This is a genomic window from Shouchella clausii (assembly GCF_002250115.1).
Taxonomy (GTDB): Bacteria; Bacillota; Bacilli; order Bacillales; family Bacillaceae_D; genus Shouchella; species Shouchella clausii.
Map to the genome: position 1 here is coordinate 2,894,442 of NZ_CP019985.1, position 21,748 is coordinate 2,916,189.

Consider the following 21,748-nt stretch of genomic DNA (forward strand, 5'->3'; position numbering starts at 1 on the left):
GAACGTCGATTCAAGAGCATCGTTTCGGGACGCATAATTATGACGATGACCACGACAACCGACGCCGTATGCGAACGCAGTTTCAATTGTGAAACTGCGTTTTTGAGTTTGCGCTGCAGATTGTTGAAAGATATGCTTGCAATAGCGAACGAGGCTTGCTAAGTTAAAAGCCTGGAAGAGAGGAAAGGAGTTACACTTGATGATTTATTTGGACAATAGCGCAACCACTCGGCCCCATCCCGACGTGCTTGCTTTATATACGAAGATGGCTGCAGATTATTTTGGCAATGCTTCGTCGCTGCATACACTTGGCATGGAAGCGGAGCAAGTACTTGATCATGCCCGTAAACGTTTTGCCGCTTATCTTAACTGCATGCCGAATCAGCTTATTTTTACCTCAGGGGGGACAGAAGCAAATGCGGTGGCCATTCAAGGAACAGCGAAAAAGCATGCGAACGGCCACCTAATTACAACCACTGTCGAACACGCATCTATTTATGAGAATGCTCGCGCTCTCGAAGCGCAAGGGTTTGAAGTAACATATGTGCAAGCGGATGAGGATGGACGTGTTACTAGCAAAGCGATTGAATCTGCCATTCGTCCAAATACCGTTTTGGTTACGCTTGGGCATGTCCAAGGCGAACTAGGGACTGTACAACCAATCGCTGAAATAGGCGCTTTGCTTCAACGCTACCCACAAATCAAATTTCATGTCGATGCCGTGCAAAGTTTGGCAAAAGTGCCGTTTTCACTAAAAGAAGCAAACATTGATATGCTGTCTTTGTCTGCACATAAAATCCACGGCTTGAAAGGGACAGGGCTATTATTTGTCAACAATCCTGCTACTCTGGAAAGCCTTCTCTACGGAGGCGGACAAGAACAACGATTGCGTCCTGGCACAGAAAATACAGCAGGTATCGCTGCATTTGCCAAGGCGCTCGGGTTAATGGAAAGCCAGGAACAAAAACAGCAACAACGGCTGCTTGCATTAAATGACATGTTGCGCGCCAAGCTGGAACCAATAGAGGGGTTAATCGTTAACACGCCTACATCAGGCTATGCACCTCATATATTGAATGTATCGATTCCAGGCATTAAAGCCGAAGTGCTTGTGCAGGCGCTCGGTCAACGCCAAATTTACGTTTCGACACAGTCCGCCTGCTCGACGAAAACGGGCAAGCCGAGCCGTGTCCTTTTAGGGGCAATGAAGCCGAGAACAGTGGCTGAGAGCGCCATTCGCATTAGCTTCTCGTTTGCGACGACATCCGAAGAAGTGGAAGCGTGTGGCGAAGCCTTAAAACAGATCATTCCAGAGCTTCAGGAGGTTGTAGGAAAATGAAAATGGACCATATTCTTGTTCGTTATGGCGAGTTGGCCTTAAAAGGAAAAAACAGAGGCCATTTTGAAAAACTGCTGCTCGCCAATATTCGCCATGTATTAAAACCTTTTCCAAAGGTACAAGCGAAGCGGACGTTTGGGCGGATTGTCGTCGAACTAAACGGCACCGACCATGAGCCAGTTGCTGCAGCACTAGCCAATGTATTTGGCATTCAATCATACAGCCTTGCCTTAAGAGTGGAGAATGAGTTAGAAGCCATGCAAAAAGGGGCACTCTTTATGCTTACCGAGCATCCAGATGCTAAAACGTTTAAAGTCTCTGCTAGGCGGGCATACAAGCTTTTTCCGATCGATTCCCAGTCCCTTAACCACAAAATAGGCTCATACGTGCTAAAGGCATTCACTGGCGAGTTAGCCGTTGATGTCCATCATCCCGATGTCAACGTTGTAGTCGACGTGCGTGAGTCAGGAACGTATATAACGGCTGGTGTGTATGCAGGAGCAAAAGGGTTGCCGGTAGGAAGCAGTGGAAAAGTTCTTCATTTGCTGTCAGGCGGAATCGATTCTCCTGTTGCCGCCCATATGCTAATGGGCAGAGGAGCAGAAGTAGAAATGCTTCATTTCCACAGTCCTCCCTATACAAATGAACGGGCCAAACAAAAAGTGATTGATTTGACAAGAGAGTTGACAAAATTTGGTCGTACGATCACGATTCATTTTGTCCCTTTCACTGATATTCAAACGCATATCCACAAAGAAGTGCCGTCAAGCTATGAGATGACAATTATGAGACGGATGATGTTGCGGATTGCCGATCGGATCGCCAGGGAACGAGGCATCTTAGCGATTTCAAATGGTGAAAGTTTAGGCCAAGTCGCCTCGCAAACACTTGCCAGCATGAATACGATTAATGAGATGACCAATTTACCTGTATTGCGTCCGCTTTTAGCAATGGATAAAGAGACGACAATCGCTTATGCAAAACGGATTGGCACATATGAAACATCGATTCTCCCTTACGAAGACTGCTGTACGATCTTTTTGCCGACAGATTCTAAAACGAAGCCAAAACGGGATCGTTCTGCCCAGTTTGAACAATACGTGCAAGTGGAGGAAAAATGCAGAGAAGCGATTGCAGGAATTGAATCCCTTGAAGTAACAGGCGCGCAATCATCGCCAACATTGGACCAGTTATTTTAAGGTAAAGGACATGTAAACCCCTACTTCTTGCGAAATGTAAGTAGGGGAAGTTCATATATTTACCAGTTATCAAGCATGTATGTTCTTTCCTCTTTCGAGCAATCTAGAAGTACCGGAGGAGGTGAGACATATGGCTAACTCAAACTCAAATAACTTGGTAGTACCTGGCGTACAACAAGCACTTGATCAAATGAAAAACGAAATCGCTTCTGAATTTGGCGTAAACCTTGGAGCTGACACGACTTCTCGTGCGAACGGTTCTGTAGGTGGCGAAATCACGAAACGTTTGGTTGCTCAAGCTGAACAACAATTAGGCGGATTTCAAAGATAAGTTCATACAAAATGGCTAGGAGCAGGGACATCCCTGCTCCGTTTCTGTGTTTCTCAACGATATGGGAAGATGATATACTAGAAAGAGGCAGAAAGGGGCTTTTGTGGCAATCGCATGTTGTATACGATTGAAACGGAAGCAAGAAAGGACTCTAGGCTGCTTGGCGGACGGAGAAACAACGATACATAAAGATGATAATGGGCAATGGGTGAGCTACGAACATTTGTAGGAGATAGCGGCATGTCCTAGAGCATTTGATTTTACGATCAGCAGATGGCTGATAAAGACAAAATTACAAAGGAGCGAGAGGATGAAAGCGAGAAGGTGGATTGCATTAGGAGTTGGGGCTTTTATTTTGTTGTTTTCAGTCATTACATCGCTATCGCTAGCGATGAATACATATTCCCAAGCCAATTGGCTAGCAGGAGCTTATGACGAAAGCGTAGTGATTCAGGAAGGAGATCCTTCTGGTTCAATTGCCCTTTTAGAAGTAAACGGGGCGATCATTAATACAACAGGCGATTCTCTGTTTTCTGCTGAAGGGTACAATCACTCAAACTTTATGGATTTATTTTACCAAACGATGAGTTCCCCAGATGTGGAAGGGATTATTATTGCGGTTGATTCTCCTGGTGGCGGCGTATTGGAAAGTGCGGAAATTCATGATGCGGTCATCGAAGCACAAGAAAATTACGGGAAGCCCGTTTACATTTCAATGGGTTCGATGGCTGCTTCCGGCGGGTATTACTTGGCCGCTCCCGCTGAGCAAATTTTTGCTTATCCGCAAACGTTAACGGGGTCAATTGGCGTGATTATGAGTTCGTTAAACATCACCGAATTGCTTGATAAAATCGGTGTCGAGGAAACGGTTTACAAAAGCGGCCCATACAAAGACATGATGAGCGGTACTCGTCCGCCTACTGAAGAAGAAGATGAGATTTTGCAATCAATTGTCGATGAATACTACGATGAATTTGTCGAAGTCATTGCCAATGGCAGGGGAATGGATGAAGAGCGTGTTCGTGAATTAGGGGATGGCAGAATTTATACAGGCAGGCAAGCGCTCGAAGCAGGCTTGATTGATGAACTTGGAACGATCAATGATGTCATTGCCGCCATGCAGCGCGATTTGGGCAGTAATTACCAAGTCATTACGATTGAGCCGAAACAAGGACTAACGAGTATGTTTGGCCTTGCTGCTGAAAAAATATTTGGCAAAGCTGAACAAAAACAAGGACTCATGGAACTGACCGAGTACAACCAACCTAGAGCCATGTATTTGTATGATTATGAATAAGGGGGCTGAACAAATGGAAAGGCGATTACCCGCTGCCGGATTCAAGCGCTATTTACGAAAACAGCCGCCGGTGATGGTTCCTGCAACAAGGGAGGCGGCCCAAGAAAAAGGGGCAAGCGCGATTCGTTATGCTGGGTTTTGGATGCGATTATGGGCGTTTTTATTTGATTTATTGATCGTTTCAGCTATAAATGCTGCGCTAATTCAATCGTGGCTGCCGTTTTTACAAACAAACGACCATTTCTTTGGGTTTGCGGTTACAACAGTTATTGCCCCAGCTATTCTTTACGCACTGTTGTTTTTCGCTTATTTTGCAGGAATGACGAAAGCTTTTTCGCAAACGCTTGGAAAAATGGTGTTTGGCTTAAAAGTGGTTGCTGCAGACGGGTCGCCGCTCACATGGCGAACATTGTTCTTTCGAGAAGGCGTCGGCCGCTTTATCCAGCAAGCGCCTTTACCACTTCGTTTCCCGCTGCTTGCTTATATTGTTGTTGCATGCACGCCTAAAAAACAAGGCATCCATGATTTGTTTGCCGAGACATATGTCATCCATTGTGATTAGCAAGAACAATGGTGAAAACTGAGCCTGTCGTCAGATTTAGACGACAGGCTTTTTTCATTAGATAACGATAGTTTGTTTATTTTTTCGGCAATTGCGTATAGTAAAGAGAAAGGAGGGCAACGGTGTGCAAAGCTGGGTATGGTGGTTAATAGCGTCCACAGCTGGTTTGCTGCTACTAGGCATATGCCTTTTGATGGCAACAATCCGCATCAGGTGTACTTACAAACATCGGCAAAAGGAAGATTTGCTGCAACTGGATGTCCGCATGTTAGGCTTTACTCTTTATAAATTGGAAGCGCCTTTAATTGAATGGAACGAAAAAGAAGGCACGGTGTCGATCAGGGAAAAAAATAAAAGCCCTGTAAAAGAAAACAAACAAAAAAAGAAATGGTCGAGTGAAACGATCAAGCGCTTTATTAAGAAAAGCAAAGAGTGGATTGCACACTTTCCCAGCTATAAGCGGATCGCCGCTCGTTTTTTTAAAGGCTTGACTGTTGAAGAGTTCAAATGGTCCACCGAAATTGGCACAGGAGAAGCCGCCAGCGCTGCCAAAGTGGCGGGGGTCGTATGGGGGCTAAAGTCGTTTTTTTGCGGATGGGCTTCCCATAAAGTGAAATGGCGTGCCGCCCAACAATTAGACGTCATTCCCCATTTCCAGTCGGAAACGTTCGCCCTTTCGTTTTCATGCATAGTCTCCTTTCGCATGGGACACGCTATACGTACAGGTCTTGCGCTTGTTTTCAATTATAAGAAGAACTCTTCACAAAGGGTACAGGCGCCTGCACAAGGTGCTGTAGCAGGTGATTGAGTGAAAGGAGTAAAGTCATGTCAGAACATCCAATTCAAGGCTTGATGAAGACAGCGATGGAAAACATCAAGGCCATGGCTGACGTCAATACCATTGTCGGTGACCCTGTCGAAACACCTGATGGCAGTGTCATTATGCCGATTTCAAAGGTAGGCTTCGGGTTTGCTGCAGGGGGAAGTGAATTCCACATCGAGCAAGCTCACGATGAAATTGGCCATCCGTTTGGCGGTGGAAGCGGCGGCGGTGTGTCGATTACGCCAATTGCTTTTTTAGTCGTGAATAGCAAAGGTGTCAACATGGTCCATTTAGATAGTTCGACTCACCTTTATGAACGATTGCTCGATTTAGCGCCGCAAGCTTTTGAAAAAGTTCAACACATGTTAAAGCAAAACGAGCATGGTGACAAAACTAGCTATCATTATGACGATCCCCTTGCATAATTGGTTCAACCAGCTCTAAGCCAGTTGAGATCTTCTCAACTGGCTTTTCGGCGATGTGCAGATTTTATGATGCTTCCAAGTCGGCATCGGCCATGCATTTTAAACCTAAGTTGTTTAATTTGCGATGATGCAAGACACGATAGGCTACGATGGCCAGCATGACGATTGAGGCTGAGATAATGTACATAAACGAATAGGTAGAGCCTGCGACAATGAGGCCAAGCACGTAAGAACCGAGGCCGATGCCAAGGTCATAAAAAATATAAAAAGTGCTTGTCGCTTGCACCGCTTGTTTTGGGGGAACAGATTGAACGGCAAGCGTTTGGAAGCTTGGCAGCACAGAGCCGAAGCCGGCGCCCATTAAGACAGCGGCGATTAGAAAAATCGATAAGCTGCCTGCTTGCGCAAGGGTAAAAAGGCCGATTGCAAATAAAACAAGTGTTGGATAGACAACGACATTTTCACCAAAGCGGTCAAAAATCCTGCCCGTAATCATACGGGAACCTAGGAGGACAAGGGCATACACTAGAAAAAAAGCACTTGCCGCGGAGTCCATGCCGAGGCTGACAGCGTACAACGTAATAAAACTTAATATACCGCCGTAAGCAAAGGAGGCAAGGGATGAGCAAAAGCTGACAGGCACCGCTTTAAGGGCAATAAACCGATCTACAGAAAGGGGTTCAGCCGCTTTTTTTACGGGTTTATACACGATGAACATTGCAAGCAATAGCCCCGTAACAGATAAAAATACAGTCGTTAGAAAAAGCGCTGTGTAGGAAATGTGTTGGACGACTTGCAATCCAACAACAGGGCCGATGACCATAGCCAGGCTCATAAACATGCTGTAGTACCCCACCGCTTCTCCTTGCCGCGTTTTAGGAGCAATCATGATCGCTAGCGCACCTGCTGCTGTTGTCGCTACTCCAAAGCCCAAACCTTGTAAAAAACGCAAAAAAAGAAGCCATCCGAATGAAAATGACCAAATGTGCAAAATGGCGGTGATCACTACGACGAGAAAGGAAACGAGCAGCATGTTCTTCTCTCCGAAACGATCAAGCAACAGCCCTGCGAAAAGGCGGGCAATGACCGAGGCGGCGATGAACACTCCGACGATAATGCCGACTTGTTGTTCTGACGCGTGAAGCACATCCATCGCAAATAACGGCAATGTAGGAATAAATAAGTTAAAAATCGAAAATAAAGTAAATGCGCTAAAGCATAAATACAAAAACGTAGGCGACCAAAGCCGCTGCTTAGCCATGGAGTCACATCCTTTAATTGTTTGACACACGAAATAATTATATACGTTTATAGTGTAGAGCGAATGGCAGAGACAGTCAATGGGAAAGGCATCCCTTTTTGTTCCAATTGATGTCACGATTAAACGTCGCAGTTGCCTAACGGAGGCTTAGCCTGTACAATTTATAAAGAACCAATACGATGGGGGGAAGGAAAGCATGCAAATTACATTTAAGCAAAAACCAGTCACATTAGCTGGAACACAAGTCCAAGTAGGGGAAAAAGCGCCGGATTTTACGGTGCTGGCCAACGATTTATCTGAAGTGACACTCGCAGATTCAAAAGGAAAAGTTCGCTTGATCAGTGTTGTGCCATCCTTGGACACAGGTGTATGCGACCAGCAGACGAGGCGTTTTAATGAAGAGGCAGCAAAATTGGATAATACGGCGGTTCTTACGGTCAGCGTCGATTTGCCATTTGCCCAAAAACGTTGGTGCGCTTCCGCTGGCATTGATAATGTCCAAACGCTTTCCGACCACCGCGACTTGTCATTTGGCGAAGCATACGGTGTAGTGATTAAAGAATTGCGCTTATTGGCCCGTTCTGTCTTTGTCGTTAATGCGGATGACGAAATTGTTTATGTGGAGTACGTGAACGAAGTGACGGAGCACCCAAATTATGAGGCTGCGTTGGAAGCAGCTAAAAAGGCCTGATGGGCCAAACGAAACAATCAGTCTATGTCCACTGCTGTGACAGTGGACTTTTTCTTTGTGCTTTTGTACAATACAGGACAGACATGATGGACGGAAAAAAGAAGGTGTAAAAATGGAATCGACTCAAGTAGTACGTCTGTTTGATTATTTGGATCAAAGCGCTGACATTTTACTTAACCAGATCGAGGGAACGTATTTAGACGCTTTGGCTGCAGCAGGCGACAATTTATTTGAACAACAGATTTTGCAGGAAGTTAGTGGCGAAACCGAGGCAATGCTCGAAAAAAAGCTAAACAAAGTGAAAGACGAAAAATGGGAACGGGAAGATATGCGCAAAGCATTTCAGCTTGCCATCATAAAAGGGATGAAAGGGACCGTACAAGCAAACCATATGTTGACCCCTGACGCGGTAAGTTTGTTTATCGGTTATCTGGTTCAAAAACTAATAGACCCTAAAAAAGAGCGCTTTAAACTGCTTGATATGGCTGTTGGTTCAGGGAATTTGTTGTTTTCGATTTGCAACCATGTAAACAATGAGCCAGAGGCAATTGGATTTGAAGCGGATGAAACATTGCTGAAAGTCGCGTTCGCAAGTGCCAATTTGCAGCAACGTGAAGTCGCTTTATACCACCAAGACAGCGTCCAAGTTACATTGCCCCACGCAGACATCGTGGCGAGCGACTTGCCTGTTGGCTATTATCCAAAAGATGATGTCGCAAAAGGGTTTGAGTTAAAAGCAGGAGAAGGGTATAGCTATATCCATCATTTAATGATCGAACAAGCAATTCGCTCCCTTCATCCTGGCGGGTATGCAGTCTTGCTCGTCCCAAATTTTTTATTCTCAAGCGATCAAGCAGAAGCATTGAATGTTTACTTGAAAAAAGAAGCAATTGTGTTAGGGCTTCTCCAGCTTCCAAGTTCGCTGTTTTCCAACAGTCAACATGGCAAAAGTATATTATTGTTGCAAAAAAAGGCAGACAATGTCAAAACGCCTCAACAAGCATTGCTTGCGGAGCTGCCGTCTTTTTCAAACGCTGAAGCGATGCACGATATGATGAGGCAAATCAATAAATGGTTTTCAGAACAGTTAGGGCGCTAAATGAGCAGCGCTCTTTTTTTGTTGGAATTGACGCGCTTTTTAATTAATTCAAATGTATGCGCTTTTTTGTCGAACCGTGCTTGAAATCAAGGCTGGTGAATGCTTAAATGGTATAGGAACGATGCGTGTTAGACAGAAAAAAGGAGTCGAAAGAACCATGGCTAAAATTATTGCAATTAATGCAGGAAGTTCATCTCTCAAATTTCAACTGTTGGCAATGCCAGAAGAGACAGTCATTGCGAAAGGGCTGGTTGAGCGGATTGGCTTAAAAAACAGTATTTTTACAATCGAAGCAAACGGCCAACAGCATGAATTGACTGAAGATATTCCTGACCATGCTGCAGCGGTAAAGCTTTTGCTTAAGGACTTAACTGGCCGCGGCATCATTGCATCCTTAGAAGAAATTGAAGGCATCGGCCACCGTGTTGTTCATGGCGGCGAGAAATTCAATGATTCCGTTGTAATTACAGATAAAGTCCTTCAAGGCATTGAGGAAGTATCAGAATTGGCTCCCCTCCATAACCCTGCCAACATTACAGGTATTAAAGCCTTTAAAGAAGTCCTTCCAAATGTACCTGCTGTAGCAGTGTTCGATACGGCTTTCCACCAAACGATGCCAGAGAGCGCATTTTTATATAGTTTGCCCTATGAATACTATGAGAAATATGGCATTCGTAAATATGGATTCCACGGCACTTCCCATAAATATGTCACACATCGTGCAGCCGAATTAATGGAGACGCCAATTGAAGAATTGCGTATTCTTTCCTGTCATTTAGGCAACGGTGCAAGTATTGCTGCGGTTAAAGGCGGCAAGTCGATTGATACATCAATGGGCTTCACGCCACTGGCAGGTGTGACAATGGGAACTCGTTCAGGAAACATTGACCCTGCTCTCATTCCTTACATTATGGAAAAAACCGGCCAATCTGTAGAAGAAGTCGTGGCTACGCTTAATAAAAAAAGCGGCTTGTTAGGTATAACGGGCTTTTCAAGTGATTTGCGTGATATTGAAGCGGCTGCGAAAGAAGGAGACGAACGAGCACAGGTGGCTCTTGATGTGTTTGCGTCTCGGATTCATAAGTATGTTGGTTCATATGCGGCACGTATGGGCGGACTCGATGCGATTGTCTTTACTGCTGGCATTGGCGAAAACAGCGTCACCATCCGGGAAAGGGTTCTAAAAGGGCTCAGCTTTATGGGTGTTGATGTTGATTTGGAAAAAAATAATGTCCGCGGCAAAGAAGCGTTTATTGAAAAAGCGGGCGCTCCAGTTAAAATCATTGTCATCCCAACCAACGAAGAAGTCATGATTGCTCGTGACACGGTTCGGTTAACATCATAGATACAGCTCGCCTTGCCCCTACGGTTAAAACCGAAGGGGCAAGGCTGTTTTTTTATCTAGTGCTTTCCGTAAGAGAAGTTTTGCCTTTCTGAAGAGAAGTAGATAAGATAGAAGCGGAGGTGTCTGGCAATGACAGTCAACGGCTTTTATTTGATTCGTGACCGTGAAATTAAACAGGCAGCTAACGGCTCGCTCTACGCCAATTTTACACTGCTAAAACAACATACGATTCTGTCTGCGAGGCTTTGGGATATAACAGACGACCAACAAGATAAATTTGTGCCAAAAGCAATTGTAAAAATTGAAGGGAAACTAGAAACCTTTCGCTCTAAACAACAAGTGACGATCCAAAAGATTCGCTTAGCTACTGAAGAAGACGGGATCAACCGTACCGAATTGGTATCGAAAAAAGGGGTTTCCAGAGAGGATTTGTGGCATGAGCTGCGGATGATCATGGAAGAAATCCAATCACCAGTTCTTCAACTTGTCATAAAAAAGCTTTATGGCGATCGATCCATCCGTGAACGCTTTACAACCATCCCTGCTGCTAAAAAATTGCATCATGCTTATTATGCAGGCTTGCTTGAGCAGACGGTGGAGTTGGCCGCTGCTTGTTTGCAACTTCTTCCTTTGTACCCTGACTTGGACAAAGACGTAGCCCTTGCCACTTGTTTGCTCGGCGACATTGGCAAAGTAAAAGCATTGGAAGATCCGTTTGCCCCTGAATACACCTCCACAGGTGAGTTAATCGGCCATTTGGCATTAAGTTCAGAAATGATCAGCCAAGCGGCTAATGAACAGGGGTTGGACGTAAACGACCAAAAATTACTGGCAGTTAAACACGGGATATTGGCTCAATATGGCGAAACGGAGTCAGGGTTGTCAAGCACCGTCCAAGCAAAAACGAAAGAGGCGCTTTTTTATTACTATATCAAGCGGATGAATACAGAATTACGGGCATTGCAGCAAGCTGAAGGCGGAGAACAAGACTTTGTCTATCTCGATTTGTTTAAGCGAAAGATGGCTGTCGGAAAGGCTTTTAATCAAGAGGAGGAAGCTGAGTGAAGACGGAGATTGCCTTGATGCACGATCGCGTACGCAAGTATGAAAAACAGTTATACGAACAAGCGCAAAGCCCTATCACAACGCCTGTCCCTTTGCAAAAGGCAGCGATGCAGACATTAGCTCAGTTAGAACCGTTTGTTCTCCAATTGCATAACTTTATCACAAAAGATGACTGGTTTAAACAGCGTGCAAAGGAAACGTTTACGCGACTTCCTGTTGACGCAAGTGAACAACAGATCATCATCCATGAACAAAAGCTAGATCGCGAGGAAGCCAAAATACGGCTTCTGTCTGCAGGCAAAGGAGCCTATTTAGCGAAAGGCAAAAGAATGGGATTGACTTTGCCAGCGCAACTGTACACATGTGGACGGGCGATTGCTCTGCTCGGGCATGCTTATGGGTATAAAGGAGACACCGCGCTTGAATCACTGTATGCGATTCGCCTACTCCACCTATCCTTTTTGCCGCGCTATGCGCGCCTCGCTGAATGGGAACTCCTGCAAAAGGAGCTTGCTGAGCATGAAAAAGGTCAACCTTTTTACCAATCAAGGGAAAATTTATTCAGTGATGAATTACTTGTGTCTTTGGCTTTGCAATCGATGAAATGGGGGCTTTTTCATTCAGTAAGTAATAAGCAGGTTGCTGGCAAAAGCTTGGCGACATCTGCGGTCGGCGCTTACAGTTTTTATAAGCAAACACAGGCAGCCCTCGCTGCTGCACGTGCTTTTTACCAAAAACGGTGGCTAAATTCAAGGGAGCGCATATACTATACAAAAACCAGGCAATGACTCAATCAGGCCTAGTTATTAATATAGATTATTTGGCGAAACCCCTTGTCAAAAGAGAGGAAGCCTGTTAAAGTTATGTATATTCATTAATAGAGGCTGATTTTCTTGCAAATCGGGAAGAGGTTCCCGACTGTTTTTTGAACATTTATGTATAAAAATAACAAAAAGAGAATGATTATTCATAGCGGAGGGATTCACATGGCGAAAGAAAAAGTAGTTTTAGCTTATTCTGGGGGATTGGATACGTCTGTTGCCGTCAAATGGCTAACCGACAAAGGGTATGATGTCATTGCTGTCGGCCTCGATGTTGGCGAAGGGAAAGATTTAGAGTTTGTTAAACAAAAAGCCCTTCAAGTTGGCGCCATTCAATCTTATACAATTGACGCGAAAAAAGAGTATGCTGAATCATTTGTCTTGCCCGCGTTGCAAGCACATGCCCTTTATGAGCAAAAGTATCCTCTTGTTTCGGCGTTATCACGCCCGCTCATTTCCAAAAAGCTTGTAGAGATTGCCGAACAGACGGGAGCAACAGCGGTAGCTCATGGTTGCACAGGAAAGGGCAACGATCAAGTGCGCTTTGAAGTTTCCATTCAAGCGTTAAACCCGAACTTAAAAGTATTAGCCCCTGTAAGGGAATGGGCATGGTCACGTGACGAAGAAATCGAGTATGCAAAAGCGCACAATATTCCGATTCCGATTGATCTCGACAACCCGTATTCGGTTGATCAAAACTTGTGGGGACGAAGCAATGAGTGTGGCATTCTTGAAGATCCTTGGGCGACTCCGCCGGAAGGGGCATATGCGCTGACAGCGCCGCTTGAGAAAACGCCTGATACACCAGACATTATTGAACTGTCTTTTGAACAAGGGGTACCCGTTGCGATTGACGGGAAGGCATACCCTCTTGATCAGCTGATTTTGACGTTAAATGAGATCGCTGGCAAACATGGCGTGGGCCGGATTGACCATGTTGAAAACCGTCTAGTTGGCATCAAATCTCGCGAGGTCTATGAATGCCCAGGAGCGATGACGCTAATCAAAGCACACAAAGAGTTGGAAGATTTGACGCTACCGAAAGAATTGGCCCATTTTAAACCGGTTATCGAAAAGAAACTGACTGAACTCATTTATGAGGGGCTTTGGTTTTCAAGCTTGCAACCAGCACTTCTTGCTTTCTTAAAAGAATCTCAAACGCATGTAACCGGTGTTGTCCGTGTCAAACTCTTTAAAGGCCATGCGATCATCGAAGGGCGCAAATCTGCTTACTCTTTGTACAATGAAAAACTAGCTACGTACACGCCAGATGATGAATTTGATCATTCAGCAGCAGTTGGATTTATTTCCCTATGGGGCTTGCCTACAAAAGTACACAGCATGGTGACAAAGGAGAAAAAGGAGGTCACGCTGTGAGCAAGCTGTGGGGAGGAAGGTTTACAAAAACAGCAGAACAATGGGTCGATGAATTTGGCGCATCGATCGGTTTTGACCAACAGCTTGTTGACGAAGACATTACAGGGAGCATTGCCCATGTCACTATGCTAGCCAAACAGCATATTCTTTCTGAGGAAGAAGCGGCCCAGATCAAAAATGGGCTAAAGACACTGCAAAAAAGAGCAGCAGCAGGGGAGCTTGTCTTTTCTGCTGCTCAAGAGGATATTCATTTAAACTTAGAAAAGCTGCTCATTGATGAAATCGGCCCTGTTGGCGGTAAACTTCATACAGGAAGAAGCCGGAACGACCAGGTTGCGACTGATATGCATCTCTATTTGCGGACGCAAACCGAAGAAATCATGGAAGCAATCCGCACATTGCAGGCAGCATTGGTCAAGCAGGCGGAAGGGCATGTCGAAACGCTGATTCCTGGCTATACCCATTTACAGCGGGCACAGCCGGTTTCGTTTGCACACCACTTGCTTGCCTACTTTTGGATGCTGGAACGTGATTACGGCAGATTGCAAGACAGTTTAAAACGGGTGAACATTTCTCCATTAGGGGCTGGCGCTTTGGCGGGGACGACATTTCCGATCGACCGTGCTTACACTGCGGAACTCCTTCATTTTGACGGCATTTACGAAAATAGCCTTGATGCCGTCAGCGACCGCGATTTTATTGTTGAATTTCTTGCTGCTTCGGCGATGCTAATGATGCATTTGTCACGGTTATGTGAAGAATTGATCCTATGGTCTGCACAGGAATTTCAATTTATTGAAATTGACGACGCCTTTGCGACTGGATCAAGCATTATGCCACAAAAGAAAAACCCGGATATGGCTGAATTGATCCGTGGCAAAACCGGACGCGTGTATGGCAGCCTGTTCAGCTTGCTGACAACGTTGAAAGGTTTGCCGCTAGCTTACAACAAAGATATGCAAGAGGACAAAGAAGGCATGTTTGACGCTGTAAAAACAGTCAAAGGGAGCTTGCGGATTTTCGCAGGAATGATTGAAACAATGACTGTAAACACGGATGCGATGACAAAAGCCGTCACAAGTGACTTTTCGAATGCGACTGAGTTGGCTGACTATTTGGCCACAAAAGGAATGCCTTTTAGAGAAGCCCATGAAGTAGTAGGCAAACTTGTGCTCACAGCAATTGAAAAGGGTGTGTATTTGCTCGATTTACCTATCGAGGTTTACAAAGAGGCGAGCAGCCTGTTTGCCGATGACATCTATGAAGTTCTTCAGCCCAAAACGGTTGTTGGCCGGCGGAATAGCGCAGGGGGCACTGGCTTCGAACAAGTCAAGCACGCCCTTGGAAAAGCAAACGATCTATTGTCTCAGTCTATAAAAGGATAGTATTTTCAGGCTAAAGTCAGCTAAGTAAGATCCGAAGCCGGGTAAAAATGTAAGAGGGAGCATTGGTGCTTCCTCTTTTTCATTTATTTCGCAAAAAGGGGTTAGAAAATAAATACAAGAGGCAAACTAAGGAGCAATGAAAAAGGAGGAGTGGGACAATGGAAAAAAAGCAAGAAACCAATGGCGAACACATTGAGTCTGGCGAGCAGATTGTCAATGAACAAATTATGGATTCCTATTACCAAGGGACAGCAGAGGATGAAAAGCGTCGCAGCAAATGACGTCCTTATCTCGGTAGGATGACACAAACGCAAAACAAAACCCAGCGCTAAATAATCAGGCTGGGTTTTGTTTTGCGTTTCCAATGGGACTCATGTATCTTTGGAATAAAAGCGTCTAGTCAAGAGGTGAACAGCAATGAGGCATGCATTGATTACGGCCGGGACGAAAGGGCTGGGCTTACAAGTGGTGGAAGGATTGCTGGAAGCGGGGTACAGTGTAACGGTTACTTATTTCAGTGACAAGGAAAAGGCTGAAACACTCCAACAAAAGTGGGCCCATAAAAAATTGCAGCTTGTCCAAGCGGATGTAACGAAGAAAGAGGACTTGCAAATGGCGGCAGCACAAGCCCTTTCCTTCGCTGGCAGAATCGATTTGTGTATCCATAATGCCGGTCCTTACGTGTTTGAAAAAAAGAAGCTTATGGATTATAGCGAAGCCGAATGGGCATATATGATCGATGGCAACTTGAATTCAGCGTTTTACTTGCTCCAGCAAGTCATCCCCGTTATGCGGAAACAATCATTTGGACGCATTGTTTTTTACGGTTTTCAAGGCGCCAATAGTGCGCCTGGATGGATTTACCGATCCGCTTATGCGGCCGCGAAAGTCGGACTTGTTTCGCTTATGAAAACGATTTCCATCGAAGAGGCAGGGCATGGCATTACTGCCAATATGGTGTGCCCTGGCAATATTATGGGTGAAATGAAAGAATCGACGATTCAAGAGGCACGAGAGCGAAACGACAGTGATACGCCGATTGGACGCTCTGGGACAGGGGAAGATATTGCCAGAACGGTATTGTTTTTATGTGAAGATGATGCTGATATGGTAACAGGAACGGTGGTTGAAGTAACTGGTGGAGTAGACGTCATTCACCGTTACCGGTAAATGCATAATCACACATGTTTTTGCCTACCTTAGTAATAAAAAGGTGGGCTCGTCCAAATGAAACACACACTTATGTATACAACGCTGTTTGCTCTATTTTTGGCGGCGATTTGCCCATTGCCTGTGTCTGCCGTATCGGGGACGGAGCTTATGGAATCTTTTTCATTACGGGTGACGGTCATTGCAGAGGGAGTCGAACATCAATGGGAATACGATAACCCCAACCATTATGAGTATGAAAAAGGCAATTACGTCATAAAAGGGGAGGAAGCCCAGACCCATGTAGAAGAAATTGTCGATTTGCTCCAAATCAATGAGGAAACGACGGAAGCGGAATACGCTGATCGGCTTTCTGCTAAATTCCCCACGATGGAACGCTTAGAAATTCGTTGGATGAATAGGGACAGCGAACGTTTTACATGGTTATGGACAAAGTAAGCGAATAAAAAATGGTAAAGCAAAGTGGCCTAGCGAAGAGAAGGCCACTTTGCGTTCTTTCGGGCTGGACAGAACAGTTACAAGCGAACAGGCACAGGGTCCAGCGTTTTCGGGTAGCTTGTCATTGCCTCGCACCCAGCGGCTGTAATGACAACATCGTCTTCAATTCGTACACCGCAACGATCTGGTATGTAGATGCCAGGTTCCACTGTAAAGGTCATCCGTTCTTTTAAACGGTCATGGTTGTCTTGGTGCATGGAGGGAGACTCATGTACATCAATGCCTAACCCATGCCCAAGGCGGTGTGGGAAAAACGCGCCATAGCCAGCTTCTGTGATCACATGGCGTGCAGCTTGGTCAACAGCGCCAATCACCGCACATGGCTTCGCAGCAGCGAGCGCGGCTTCTTGCGCTTTAAGGACTGTACGGTAAATAGCGGCCTCCTGTTCGGAAACGTTTCCGTAGGCAACGGTCCTAGTAATGTCAGAACAGTAGCCATCTACAACGACGCCAAGGTCAAAAAGGACAAATTCGCCTTCTTGCAATTGGCGGTTGCCAGGCTTTCCATGTGGTGCGCTCGCATGGTCACCAAAGAGGACGGTTGTCTGGAATGACATTTCCCGGATGCCTTGTTGTTTCAAGCCATATTCAATCGCCGCGACGACTTCCATTTCGGTTACGCCAGTTTTTAACGCGGCTACGCCTAGCTCTACCCCTCTATCAGCAAAAGCAGCGGCAGCACGCAATGTTTGCAGTTCTTCATTTGTTTTCTGTAGGCGCTGCTCCATTAAAAGTCCTTCACAGTCAGTAAACAAAACCTGTTTATCAAGGGCTTGTAAAGCGCGAATCCGTTCAAAAGAAACAAGCCGTTCTTCTACACATATAAGTGGCAAGTTACGGTGTTCGTGCTTGGGAATGCGGGCATAAATGTTCTCCCAAACATTTTCATTATCACTGTATGAAAGAATGTCGCCATCGTAGCCAGCTTTTCTGACCATGCTTTCTTCCATTTTAGGAACAACAAGAAAATGGCTATCTTTAAAAACAAAAAAGGCAATGAGGCGTTCATGGGGGTCCGTACGGTAACCAGTTAAATAAAAGACATTTTCTTTGCTTGTTATAAACGCAAACCAAGCTTGCTTTTCTCCCATTTGCTTTTGCAATGTTTGCAGCCGTTCCAATTTCAAATGAATCTCCTCCTTTCTTCAAGTATACGGTAAAATAGTTTTAGTCGAAAGAAATTCGGCTATAAATCAAAAAGAGACAAACATTCGAAAGGAGCGCTTGCGAGTGAAAGTAAGTTACCATGGCCATTCTGTTGTCCAGATTGAAACAGGCGGGAAAACGATTTTAATTGATCCATTTATTACGGGAAATGAATTGACTGATTTAAACGCAGACCACGTGAAAGCCGATGTCATTTTGTTAACACATGGCCATAATGACCATGTCGGCGATACAGTGGCAATTGCCAAGCGTACAGGGGCATTGGTTGTCGCTGTAGCAGAATTAGCAACATACATGGGCTTTCAGGGAGTTGAAAACATTCATCCGATGTCGATTGGCGGAGCGTACCAGTTTGACTTTGGCCGTGTCAAGTTTACACAAGCCTTCCACGGCTCTTCATTCACAGAGGAAGACAGCCAAAAAATTGTCTATACAGGCATGCCAGGCGGCATTCTCTTCACTGCTGAAGGAAAGACCATCTACCATGCAGGCGACACAGCTTTGTTCAGCGACATGAAGCTCATTGGCGAGCGCCATCCTATCGACTTGGCCTTTATTCCAATTGGCGACAACTTTACAATGGGGCCAGAAGATGCAAAAACAGCAACGGAATGGATTGACGCCAGCTTAACTGTTCCAATCCATTACAACACTTTTCCGCCGATTAAACAGGATCCTCATGCTTTTGTTAATAGCCTTCAAAGCGGCAAAGGACGTGTCTTGGAAGTTGGCGAAACGATAGTATTGTAAAAACACGCTCCATCATCATCGACAATCTGACGTTCACATCGCCGATGTGGGCGTTTGTTCTTTTTAAGAGCGAACATGCATAGGCATAGGGACAAGGGGGGAGCCTATGAAGCAGCGTTCGATCATTTGTTTGCTTGCAGCCATGGTTTTAGTCGTTTATGCATTTGATTACTTGCCCATACATGAAAAAGGAATCGGGCAAATGTTTGCCTATTCTTGGCTTGCGTTCGCTGCGCTTGTCATTGCTGGAAATGGGGTCGCTGTGTTAGGCGGATACCGGCAAAAAGCGCAGAAAGACAGGCAACAGGAAAACGCCGAACCGGAAATGCGGCGAGAATTTGGTTAAGAAGTTGCTATGGCGCTGCGTCAAGTCGTATACTAGATAAGAGAGTGATACGGTGAAAGCGTGGTGCCAAGGTGACGACAAAGCATGAACAAATACTTGAATACATAACACAATTGCAAATAGGAGAAAAAATTTCGGTTCGGTCCATTGCTAAAGCTTTAAGTGTTAGTGAAGGAACTGCGTATCGCGCCATTAAGGAAGCGGAAACGCAAGGGCTTGTTTCGACGATTGAACGGGTTGGCACAATCCGGATCGAAAAAAAGAAAAAAGAAAATATTGAGAAGCTCACTTTCGCAGAGGTCGTTAATATCGTTGATGGACAAGTACTGGGTGGTCGGACAGGCCTTCATAAAACACTAAACCGTTTTGTGATTGGCGCAATGAAAACGGAGGCGATGATGCGCTATGTGACAGCGGGGAACTTGCTCATTGTCGGCAACCGCTACCAAGTGCATAAGATTGCTTTAGAAACAGGGGCAGCTGTCCTTATAACTGGCGGATTTAGCACGAGCGCCGATGCAGTCCGTCTCGCTGATGAACTTAACCTCCCTATCATTTCTACATCCTATGACACCTTTACAGTTGCAGCGATGATCAACCGTGCCATCTACGACCAATTGATAAAAAAAGAAATCGTCTTAGTAGATGACATTTTAATCCCATTGCAGGATACGTACTATTTGACAGTGACGAATACGATTGGCAAATGGCAAGAGTTCAACGAGCGGACAGGGCATAGCCGTTACCCAGTTGTCGATGAGGCAATGAGGGTACAAGGAATGATTACAGCAAAGGATGTATTTGACAAGCCTAAGCATTGGCTGATTGAAAAAGTGATGACTGGCGACCCGATAACGGTCAATGAGCGTACTTCTATAGCCGCCGTTGCCCATTTGATGGTTTGGCAAGGGATTGAGTTGCTCCCTGTTGTCGACCAACAGCGAAAATTGATTGGCGTCGTTAGCCGCCAAGATGTATTGAAGGCCTTGCAAACAACGCAAAGGCAACCACATGTCGGAGAGACGATCGAAGAGATTGTGACAAGCCGGATGGAAGAAAAACGAAGTGGAAATGAGCTGCTTTTCACTTGTGACATTACCCCGCAAATGACTGACCATGTTGGAACCGTTTCTTACGGTGTGGTCATGACGTTGATGGTTGAAGCGGCAAGGCGAACGATGCGGAAGCACAAACGCGGGGATTTGGTGCTAGAAAATGTCACGTTGTATTTTTTGAAGCCTGTACAAATTGATAGCCATATTTCCATCATGCCATCTATATTGGAAATTGGCCGAAAACATGGCAAGTTTGATGTCGCCCTTTACCACGAAGGCGAACTTGTCGGAAAAGCAATGCTTACTGCCCAGTTGATTGAATAGTGAAGCTTGCCAGTATGGCAAGCTCCAGGCTGTAGACAAACGCTCGCATTTCTTCGTGTCTCACCCGACTGACAAGCGTTGCGATCAGTCTGAGTGATGTTGCCTAATCCAGTTGTGCTGCATAGTGTTTATGAGCGCGAAACCCGTAAATAGCGTTAGCGAGGCCGAAGATGAGAAAGACGGCTCCGACAATGAGTTGGATGGCGGTGTAAAAAGAAAAAAAGGCTAAGTTAACGCCAAGGGCAGTCATCGTGGCGCCTAGAGCCAAGCGGGCCCGTGATTCGAGAATCCGTTTTTCAAGGGAATCTTGCAAACGGAAGGCACGGACACGGGTAATTACATAAAACATAAATGCGGCAATCGCAATAATGATCAAAATACGGCCCATATAAACCTCCTGTTACGACTTGCATGACTAAATAAAGCGATTTCTTTTATTGTATCGCGAATGGGAAGGTTTGACCAGCCGCACAAATAAGGAGGAACCATGTTTTCGATCATCAGTGAACACATTCAAAAATATGAGACGATTATTATACACCGTCATGTGCGGCCCGATCCTGACGCCCTCGGCTCACAGCTCGGGCTTAAAGCTTTGATAAAACAGGCGTTTCCTGAGAAAAAGGTCTATGCTGTCGGTGAAGAGGAACCATCGCTGGCTTTTTTCGGGAAAATGGATACGATTGAAGATGATGTATACCAAGGGGCGCTTGTCATTGTTTGTGATACCGCCAATACAGAGCGCATTAGCGACCAACGCTATAAATTAGGGGAAGTCGTTATCAAGTTTGACCATCACCCAAATGAAGAGCCATATGGCGATCTCGTTTATGTTGACACGACCGTTAGTTCCACAAGCGAGTTGGTCATTGCCTTTATAGAAGTAGCACGTGTATTCAAGCTGACAGAAGAGGCTGCTTTCTTGCTCTATGGCGGCATTGTCGGCGATACAGGCCGTTTCCGCTTTCGCAACACGACCGCCGACACGCTCAGGAGAACAGCAACGCTACTTGAAACGGGATTTGACAGCAATGAATTTTATCGGAACTTGTACAAACGTTCATTGAACATGGTTCGCCTTGAAGGATACGTACTGCAAAACTTTGAAGTGATCCAAGGAAAGGTGGGCGTGATCAAGCTGACGGCAGAACAATTACACGGGTTTGGCGTTACAGCCAATGAGTCTTCATTGCTTGTCAATTGCTTTGCTGATGTGGAAGGGTTGGAAGCTTGGGCTTTCTTTGTCGAAGAATCAGAGACGAAAATCCGCTGCCGCTTACGGTCAAAATCAGTAGTGATAAATGAAATCGCTAAACGGCATGCTGGTGGTGGCCATCCAGTTGCAGCAGGGGCGACAGCCTACTCGTGGGAAGAAACAGAGGAAATTACGACTGAACTTGTTGAAGCTTGCACGTGAG

24 protein-coding genes are annotated in these 21,748 nt (G+C 45.4%); 21 read left to right on the plus strand and 3 right to left on the minus strand.

Features of this window, described 5'->3' with window-relative positions; translation table 11 throughout:
• The first annotated feature begins 199 nt into the window (after positions 1 to 199).
• From BC8716_RS13900 to ytfJ, 7 genes are all read left to right on the plus strand, one after another.
• Positions 200 to 1,339 (plus strand): cysteine desulfurase family protein, encoded by a 1,140-nt coding sequence (locus tag BC8716_RS13900; protein ID WP_094426580.1) that lies wholly within the window; start codon positions 200 to 202, stop codon positions 1,337 to 1,339.
• On the plus strand, positions 1,336 to 2,538 hold the full coding sequence (gene thiI / locus BC8716_RS13905; protein WP_094426582.1) for a tRNA uracil 4-sulfurtransferase ThiI: 1,203 nt from the start codon (positions 1,336 to 1,338) through the stop codon (positions 2,536 to 2,538). The genes BC8716_RS13900 and thiI overlap by 4 nt, the downstream gene beginning before the upstream one ends.
• A gap of 130 nt (positions 2,539 to 2,668) precedes the next feature.
• Positions 2,669 to 2,869, plus strand: a complete 201-nt coding sequence (locus BC8716_RS13910) for an alpha/beta-type small acid-soluble spore protein (RefSeq protein ID WP_094426584.1) — start codon at positions 2,669 to 2,671, stop codon at positions 2,867 to 2,869.
• Positions 2,870 to 3,179: 310 nt separating this feature from the next.
• Positions 3,180 to 4,166 carry a signal peptide peptidase SppA gene (gene sppA / locus BC8716_RS13915; RefSeq protein WP_094426586.1) on the plus strand — a complete coding sequence of 329 codons (987 nt, stop codon included), beginning with the start codon at positions 3,180 to 3,182 and terminating at the stop codon, positions 4,164 to 4,166.
• A 13-nt stretch (positions 4,167 to 4,179) separates the two neighbouring features.
• Positions 4,180 to 4,728 carry an RDD family protein gene (locus BC8716_RS13920; RefSeq protein ID WP_094426589.1) on the plus strand — a complete coding sequence of 183 codons (549 nt, stop codon included), beginning with the start codon at positions 4,180 to 4,182 and terminating at the stop codon, positions 4,726 to 4,728.
• A gap of 124 nt (positions 4,729 to 4,852) precedes the next feature.
• Complete coding sequence (locus BC8716_RS13925; RefSeq protein WP_094426591.1) at positions 4,853 to 5,536, plus strand: DUF2953 domain-containing protein; 684 nt, start codon at positions 4,853 to 4,855, stop codon at positions 5,534 to 5,536.
• 17 nt (positions 5,537 to 5,553) lie between these two features.
• Entirely contained in the window at positions 5,554 to 5,976 is a 423-nt protein-coding gene (gene ytfJ / locus BC8716_RS13930; RefSeq protein ID WP_011247587.1) for a GerW family sporulation protein, read from the plus strand.
• 64 nt (positions 5,977 to 6,040) lie between these two features.
• On the opposite strand, the gene BC8716_RS13935 is transcribed toward ytfJ, so the two are convergent.
• Entirely contained in the window at positions 6,041 to 7,237 is a 1,197-nt protein-coding gene (locus BC8716_RS13935) for an MFS transporter (RefSeq protein WP_094426593.1), read from the minus strand.
• A gap of 196 nt (positions 7,238 to 7,433) precedes the next feature.
• Between BC8716_RS13935 and tpx the strand changes: the two genes are divergently transcribed.
• The 10 genes from tpx to BC8716_RS13980 all read left to right on the plus strand — a co-directional run bounded on the left by tpx (position 7,434) and on the right by BC8716_RS13980 (position 16,628).
• Positions 7,434 to 7,928 carry a thiol peroxidase gene (gene tpx, locus BC8716_RS13940; RefSeq protein WP_094426595.1) on the plus strand — a complete coding sequence of 165 codons (495 nt, stop codon included), beginning with the start codon at positions 7,434 to 7,436 and terminating at the stop codon, positions 7,926 to 7,928.
• 112 nt (positions 7,929 to 8,040) lie between these two features.
• A complete protein-coding gene (locus tag BC8716_RS13945; RefSeq protein WP_094426597.1) occupies positions 8,041 to 9,027 on the plus strand; it encodes a class I SAM-dependent methyltransferase in 987 nt (328 codons plus the stop codon).
• Positions 9,028 to 9,184: 157 nt separating this feature from the next.
• On the plus strand, positions 9,185 to 10,372 hold the full coding sequence (locus tag BC8716_RS13950; RefSeq protein WP_094426599.1) for an acetate kinase: 1,188 nt from the start codon (positions 9,185 to 9,187) through the stop codon (positions 10,370 to 10,372).
• A gap of 129 nt (positions 10,373 to 10,501) precedes the next feature.
• The gene (locus BC8716_RS13955; protein WP_094426601.1) at positions 10,502 to 11,437 is read left to right on the plus strand and encodes a 3'-5' exoribonuclease YhaM family protein; all 936 of its coding nucleotides are present in this window, start codon (positions 10,502 to 10,504) and stop codon (positions 11,435 to 11,437) included.
• Complete coding sequence (locus BC8716_RS13960) at positions 11,434 to 12,225, plus strand: EcsC family protein (RefSeq protein WP_094426603.1); 792 nt, start codon at positions 11,434 to 11,436, stop codon at positions 12,223 to 12,225. The genes BC8716_RS13955 and BC8716_RS13960 overlap by 4 nt, the downstream gene beginning before the upstream one ends.
• A 198-nt stretch (positions 12,226 to 12,423) precedes the next feature.
• Entirely contained in the window at positions 12,424 to 13,635 is a 1,212-nt protein-coding gene (locus BC8716_RS13965) for an argininosuccinate synthase (protein WP_094426605.1), read from the plus strand.
• The gene (gene argH, locus BC8716_RS13970; RefSeq protein ID WP_094426607.1) at positions 13,632 to 15,020 is read left to right on the plus strand and encodes an argininosuccinate lyase; all 1,389 of its coding nucleotides are present in this window, start codon (positions 13,632 to 13,634) and stop codon (positions 15,018 to 15,020) included. The genes BC8716_RS13965 and argH overlap by 4 nt, the downstream gene beginning before the upstream one ends.
• A gap of 158 nt (positions 15,021 to 15,178) precedes the next feature.
• Positions 15,179 to 15,301, plus strand: a complete 123-nt coding sequence (locus tag BC8716_RS22820; RefSeq protein ID WP_255222647.1) for a hypothetical protein — start codon at positions 15,179 to 15,181, stop codon at positions 15,299 to 15,301.
• Positions 15,302 to 15,437: 136 nt separating this feature from the next.
• A complete protein-coding gene (locus BC8716_RS13975) occupies positions 15,438 to 16,190 on the plus strand; it encodes an SDR family oxidoreductase (RefSeq protein WP_094426609.1) in 753 nt (250 codons plus the stop codon).
• Between the two features lie 57 nt (positions 16,191 to 16,247).
• Positions 16,248 to 16,628, plus strand: a complete 381-nt coding sequence (locus BC8716_RS13980; protein WP_094426612.1) for a hypothetical protein — start codon at positions 16,248 to 16,250, stop codon at positions 16,626 to 16,628.
• A 77-nt stretch (positions 16,629 to 16,705) separates the two neighbouring features.
• On the opposite strand, the gene BC8716_RS13985 is transcribed toward BC8716_RS13980, so the two are convergent.
• Positions 16,706 to 17,815: a M24 family metallopeptidase gene (locus tag BC8716_RS13985; RefSeq protein WP_346249053.1), complete on the minus strand. Its 1,110-nt coding sequence runs from the start codon at positions 17,813 to 17,815 to the stop codon at positions 16,706 to 16,708.
• 103 nt (positions 17,816 to 17,918) lie between these two features.
• Between BC8716_RS13985 and BC8716_RS13990 the strand changes: the two genes are divergently transcribed.
• The 3 genes from BC8716_RS13990 to BC8716_RS14000 all read left to right on the plus strand — a co-directional run bounded on the left by BC8716_RS13990 (position 17,919) and on the right by BC8716_RS14000 (position 20,330).
• A complete protein-coding gene (locus tag BC8716_RS13990; RefSeq protein WP_094426614.1) occupies positions 17,919 to 18,605 on the plus strand; it encodes a metal-dependent hydrolase in 687 nt (228 codons plus the stop codon).
• 106 nt (positions 18,606 to 18,711) lie between these two features.
• Complete coding sequence (locus BC8716_RS13995) at positions 18,712 to 18,951, plus strand: hypothetical protein (RefSeq protein WP_094426616.1); 240 nt, start codon at positions 18,712 to 18,714, stop codon at positions 18,949 to 18,951.
• Positions 18,952 to 19,022: 71 nt separating this feature from the next.
• Positions 19,023 to 20,330 (plus strand): DRTGG domain-containing protein, encoded by a 1,308-nt coding sequence (locus BC8716_RS14000; RefSeq protein ID WP_011247572.1) that lies wholly within the window; start codon positions 19,023 to 19,025, stop codon positions 20,328 to 20,330.
• A gap of 103 nt (positions 20,331 to 20,433) precedes the next feature.
• Here the strand turns inward: BC8716_RS14000 and BC8716_RS14005 are convergent, their stop codons facing one another.
• Positions 20,434 to 20,718 (minus strand): YtpI family protein, encoded by a 285-nt coding sequence (locus BC8716_RS14005; protein ID WP_011247571.1) that lies wholly within the window; start codon positions 20,716 to 20,718, stop codon positions 20,434 to 20,436.
• A 99-nt stretch (positions 20,719 to 20,817) separates the two neighbouring features.
• Here BC8716_RS14005 and BC8716_RS14010 point away from each other — a divergent pair, with 99 nt between their 5' ends.
• Entirely contained in the window at positions 20,818 to 21,747 is a 930-nt protein-coding gene (locus BC8716_RS14010; RefSeq protein WP_094426618.1) for a DHH family phosphoesterase, read from the plus strand.
• Position 21,748: the final 1 nt, after the last annotated feature.

Excerpts from the sequence above, each read along its gene's own strand:
- BC8716_RS13900 (WP_094426580.1), top strand. The coding sequence starts at position 200 with ATGATTTATTTGGACAATAGCGCAACCACTCGGCCCCATCCCGACGTG.
- thiI (WP_094426582.1), top strand. The coding sequence starts at position 1,336 with ATGAAAATGGACCATATTCTTGTTCGTTATGGCGAGTTGGCCTTAAAA.
- BC8716_RS13910 (WP_094426584.1), top strand. The coding sequence starts at position 2,669 with ATGGCTAACTCAAACTCAAATAACTTGGTAGTACCTGGCGTACAACAA.
- sppA (WP_094426586.1), top strand. The coding sequence starts at position 3,180 with ATGAAAGCGAGAAGGTGGATTGCATTAGGAGTTGGGGCTTTTATTTTG.
- BC8716_RS13920 (WP_094426589.1), top strand. The coding sequence starts at position 4,180 with ATGGAAAGGCGATTACCCGCTGCCGGATTCAAGCGCTATTTACGAAAA.
- ytfJ (WP_011247587.1), top strand. The coding sequence starts at position 5,554 with ATGTCAGAACATCCAATTCAAGGCTTGATGAAGACAGCGATGGAAAAC.
- BC8716_RS13935 (WP_094426593.1), bottom strand. The coding sequence starts at position 7,237 with ATGGCTAAGCAGCGGCTTTGGTCGCCTACGTTTTTGTATTTATGCTTT.
- tpx (WP_094426595.1), top strand. The coding sequence starts at position 7,434 with ATGCAAATTACATTTAAGCAAAAACCAGTCACATTAGCTGGAACACAA.
- BC8716_RS13945 (WP_094426597.1), top strand. The coding sequence starts at position 8,041 with ATGGAATCGACTCAAGTAGTACGTCTGTTTGATTATTTGGATCAAAGC.
- BC8716_RS13950 (WP_094426599.1), top strand. The coding sequence starts at position 9,185 with ATGGCTAAAATTATTGCAATTAATGCAGGAAGTTCATCTCTCAAATTT.
- BC8716_RS13955 (WP_094426601.1), top strand. The coding sequence starts at position 10,502 with ATGACAGTCAACGGCTTTTATTTGATTCGTGACCGTGAAATTAAACAG.
- BC8716_RS13965 (WP_094426605.1), top strand. The coding sequence starts at position 12,424 with ATGGCGAAAGAAAAAGTAGTTTTAGCTTATTCTGGGGGATTGGATACG.
- BC8716_RS22820 (WP_255222647.1), top strand. The coding sequence starts at position 15,179 with ATGGAAAAAAAGCAAGAAACCAATGGCGAACACATTGAGTCTGGCGAG.
- BC8716_RS13975 (WP_094426609.1), top strand. The coding sequence starts at position 15,438 with ATGAGGCATGCATTGATTACGGCCGGGACGAAAGGGCTGGGCTTACAA.
- BC8716_RS13980 (WP_094426612.1), top strand. The coding sequence starts at position 16,248 with ATGAAACACACACTTATGTATACAACGCTGTTTGCTCTATTTTTGGCG.
- BC8716_RS13995 (WP_094426616.1), top strand. The coding sequence starts at position 18,712 with ATGAAGCAGCGTTCGATCATTTGTTTGCTTGCAGCCATGGTTTTAGTC.
- BC8716_RS14005 (WP_011247571.1), bottom strand. The coding sequence starts at position 20,718 with ATGGGCCGTATTTTGATCATTATTGCGATTGCCGCATTTATGTTTTAT.
- BC8716_RS14010 (WP_094426618.1), top strand. The coding sequence starts at position 20,818 with ATGTTTTCGATCATCAGTGAACACATTCAAAAATATGAGACGATTATT.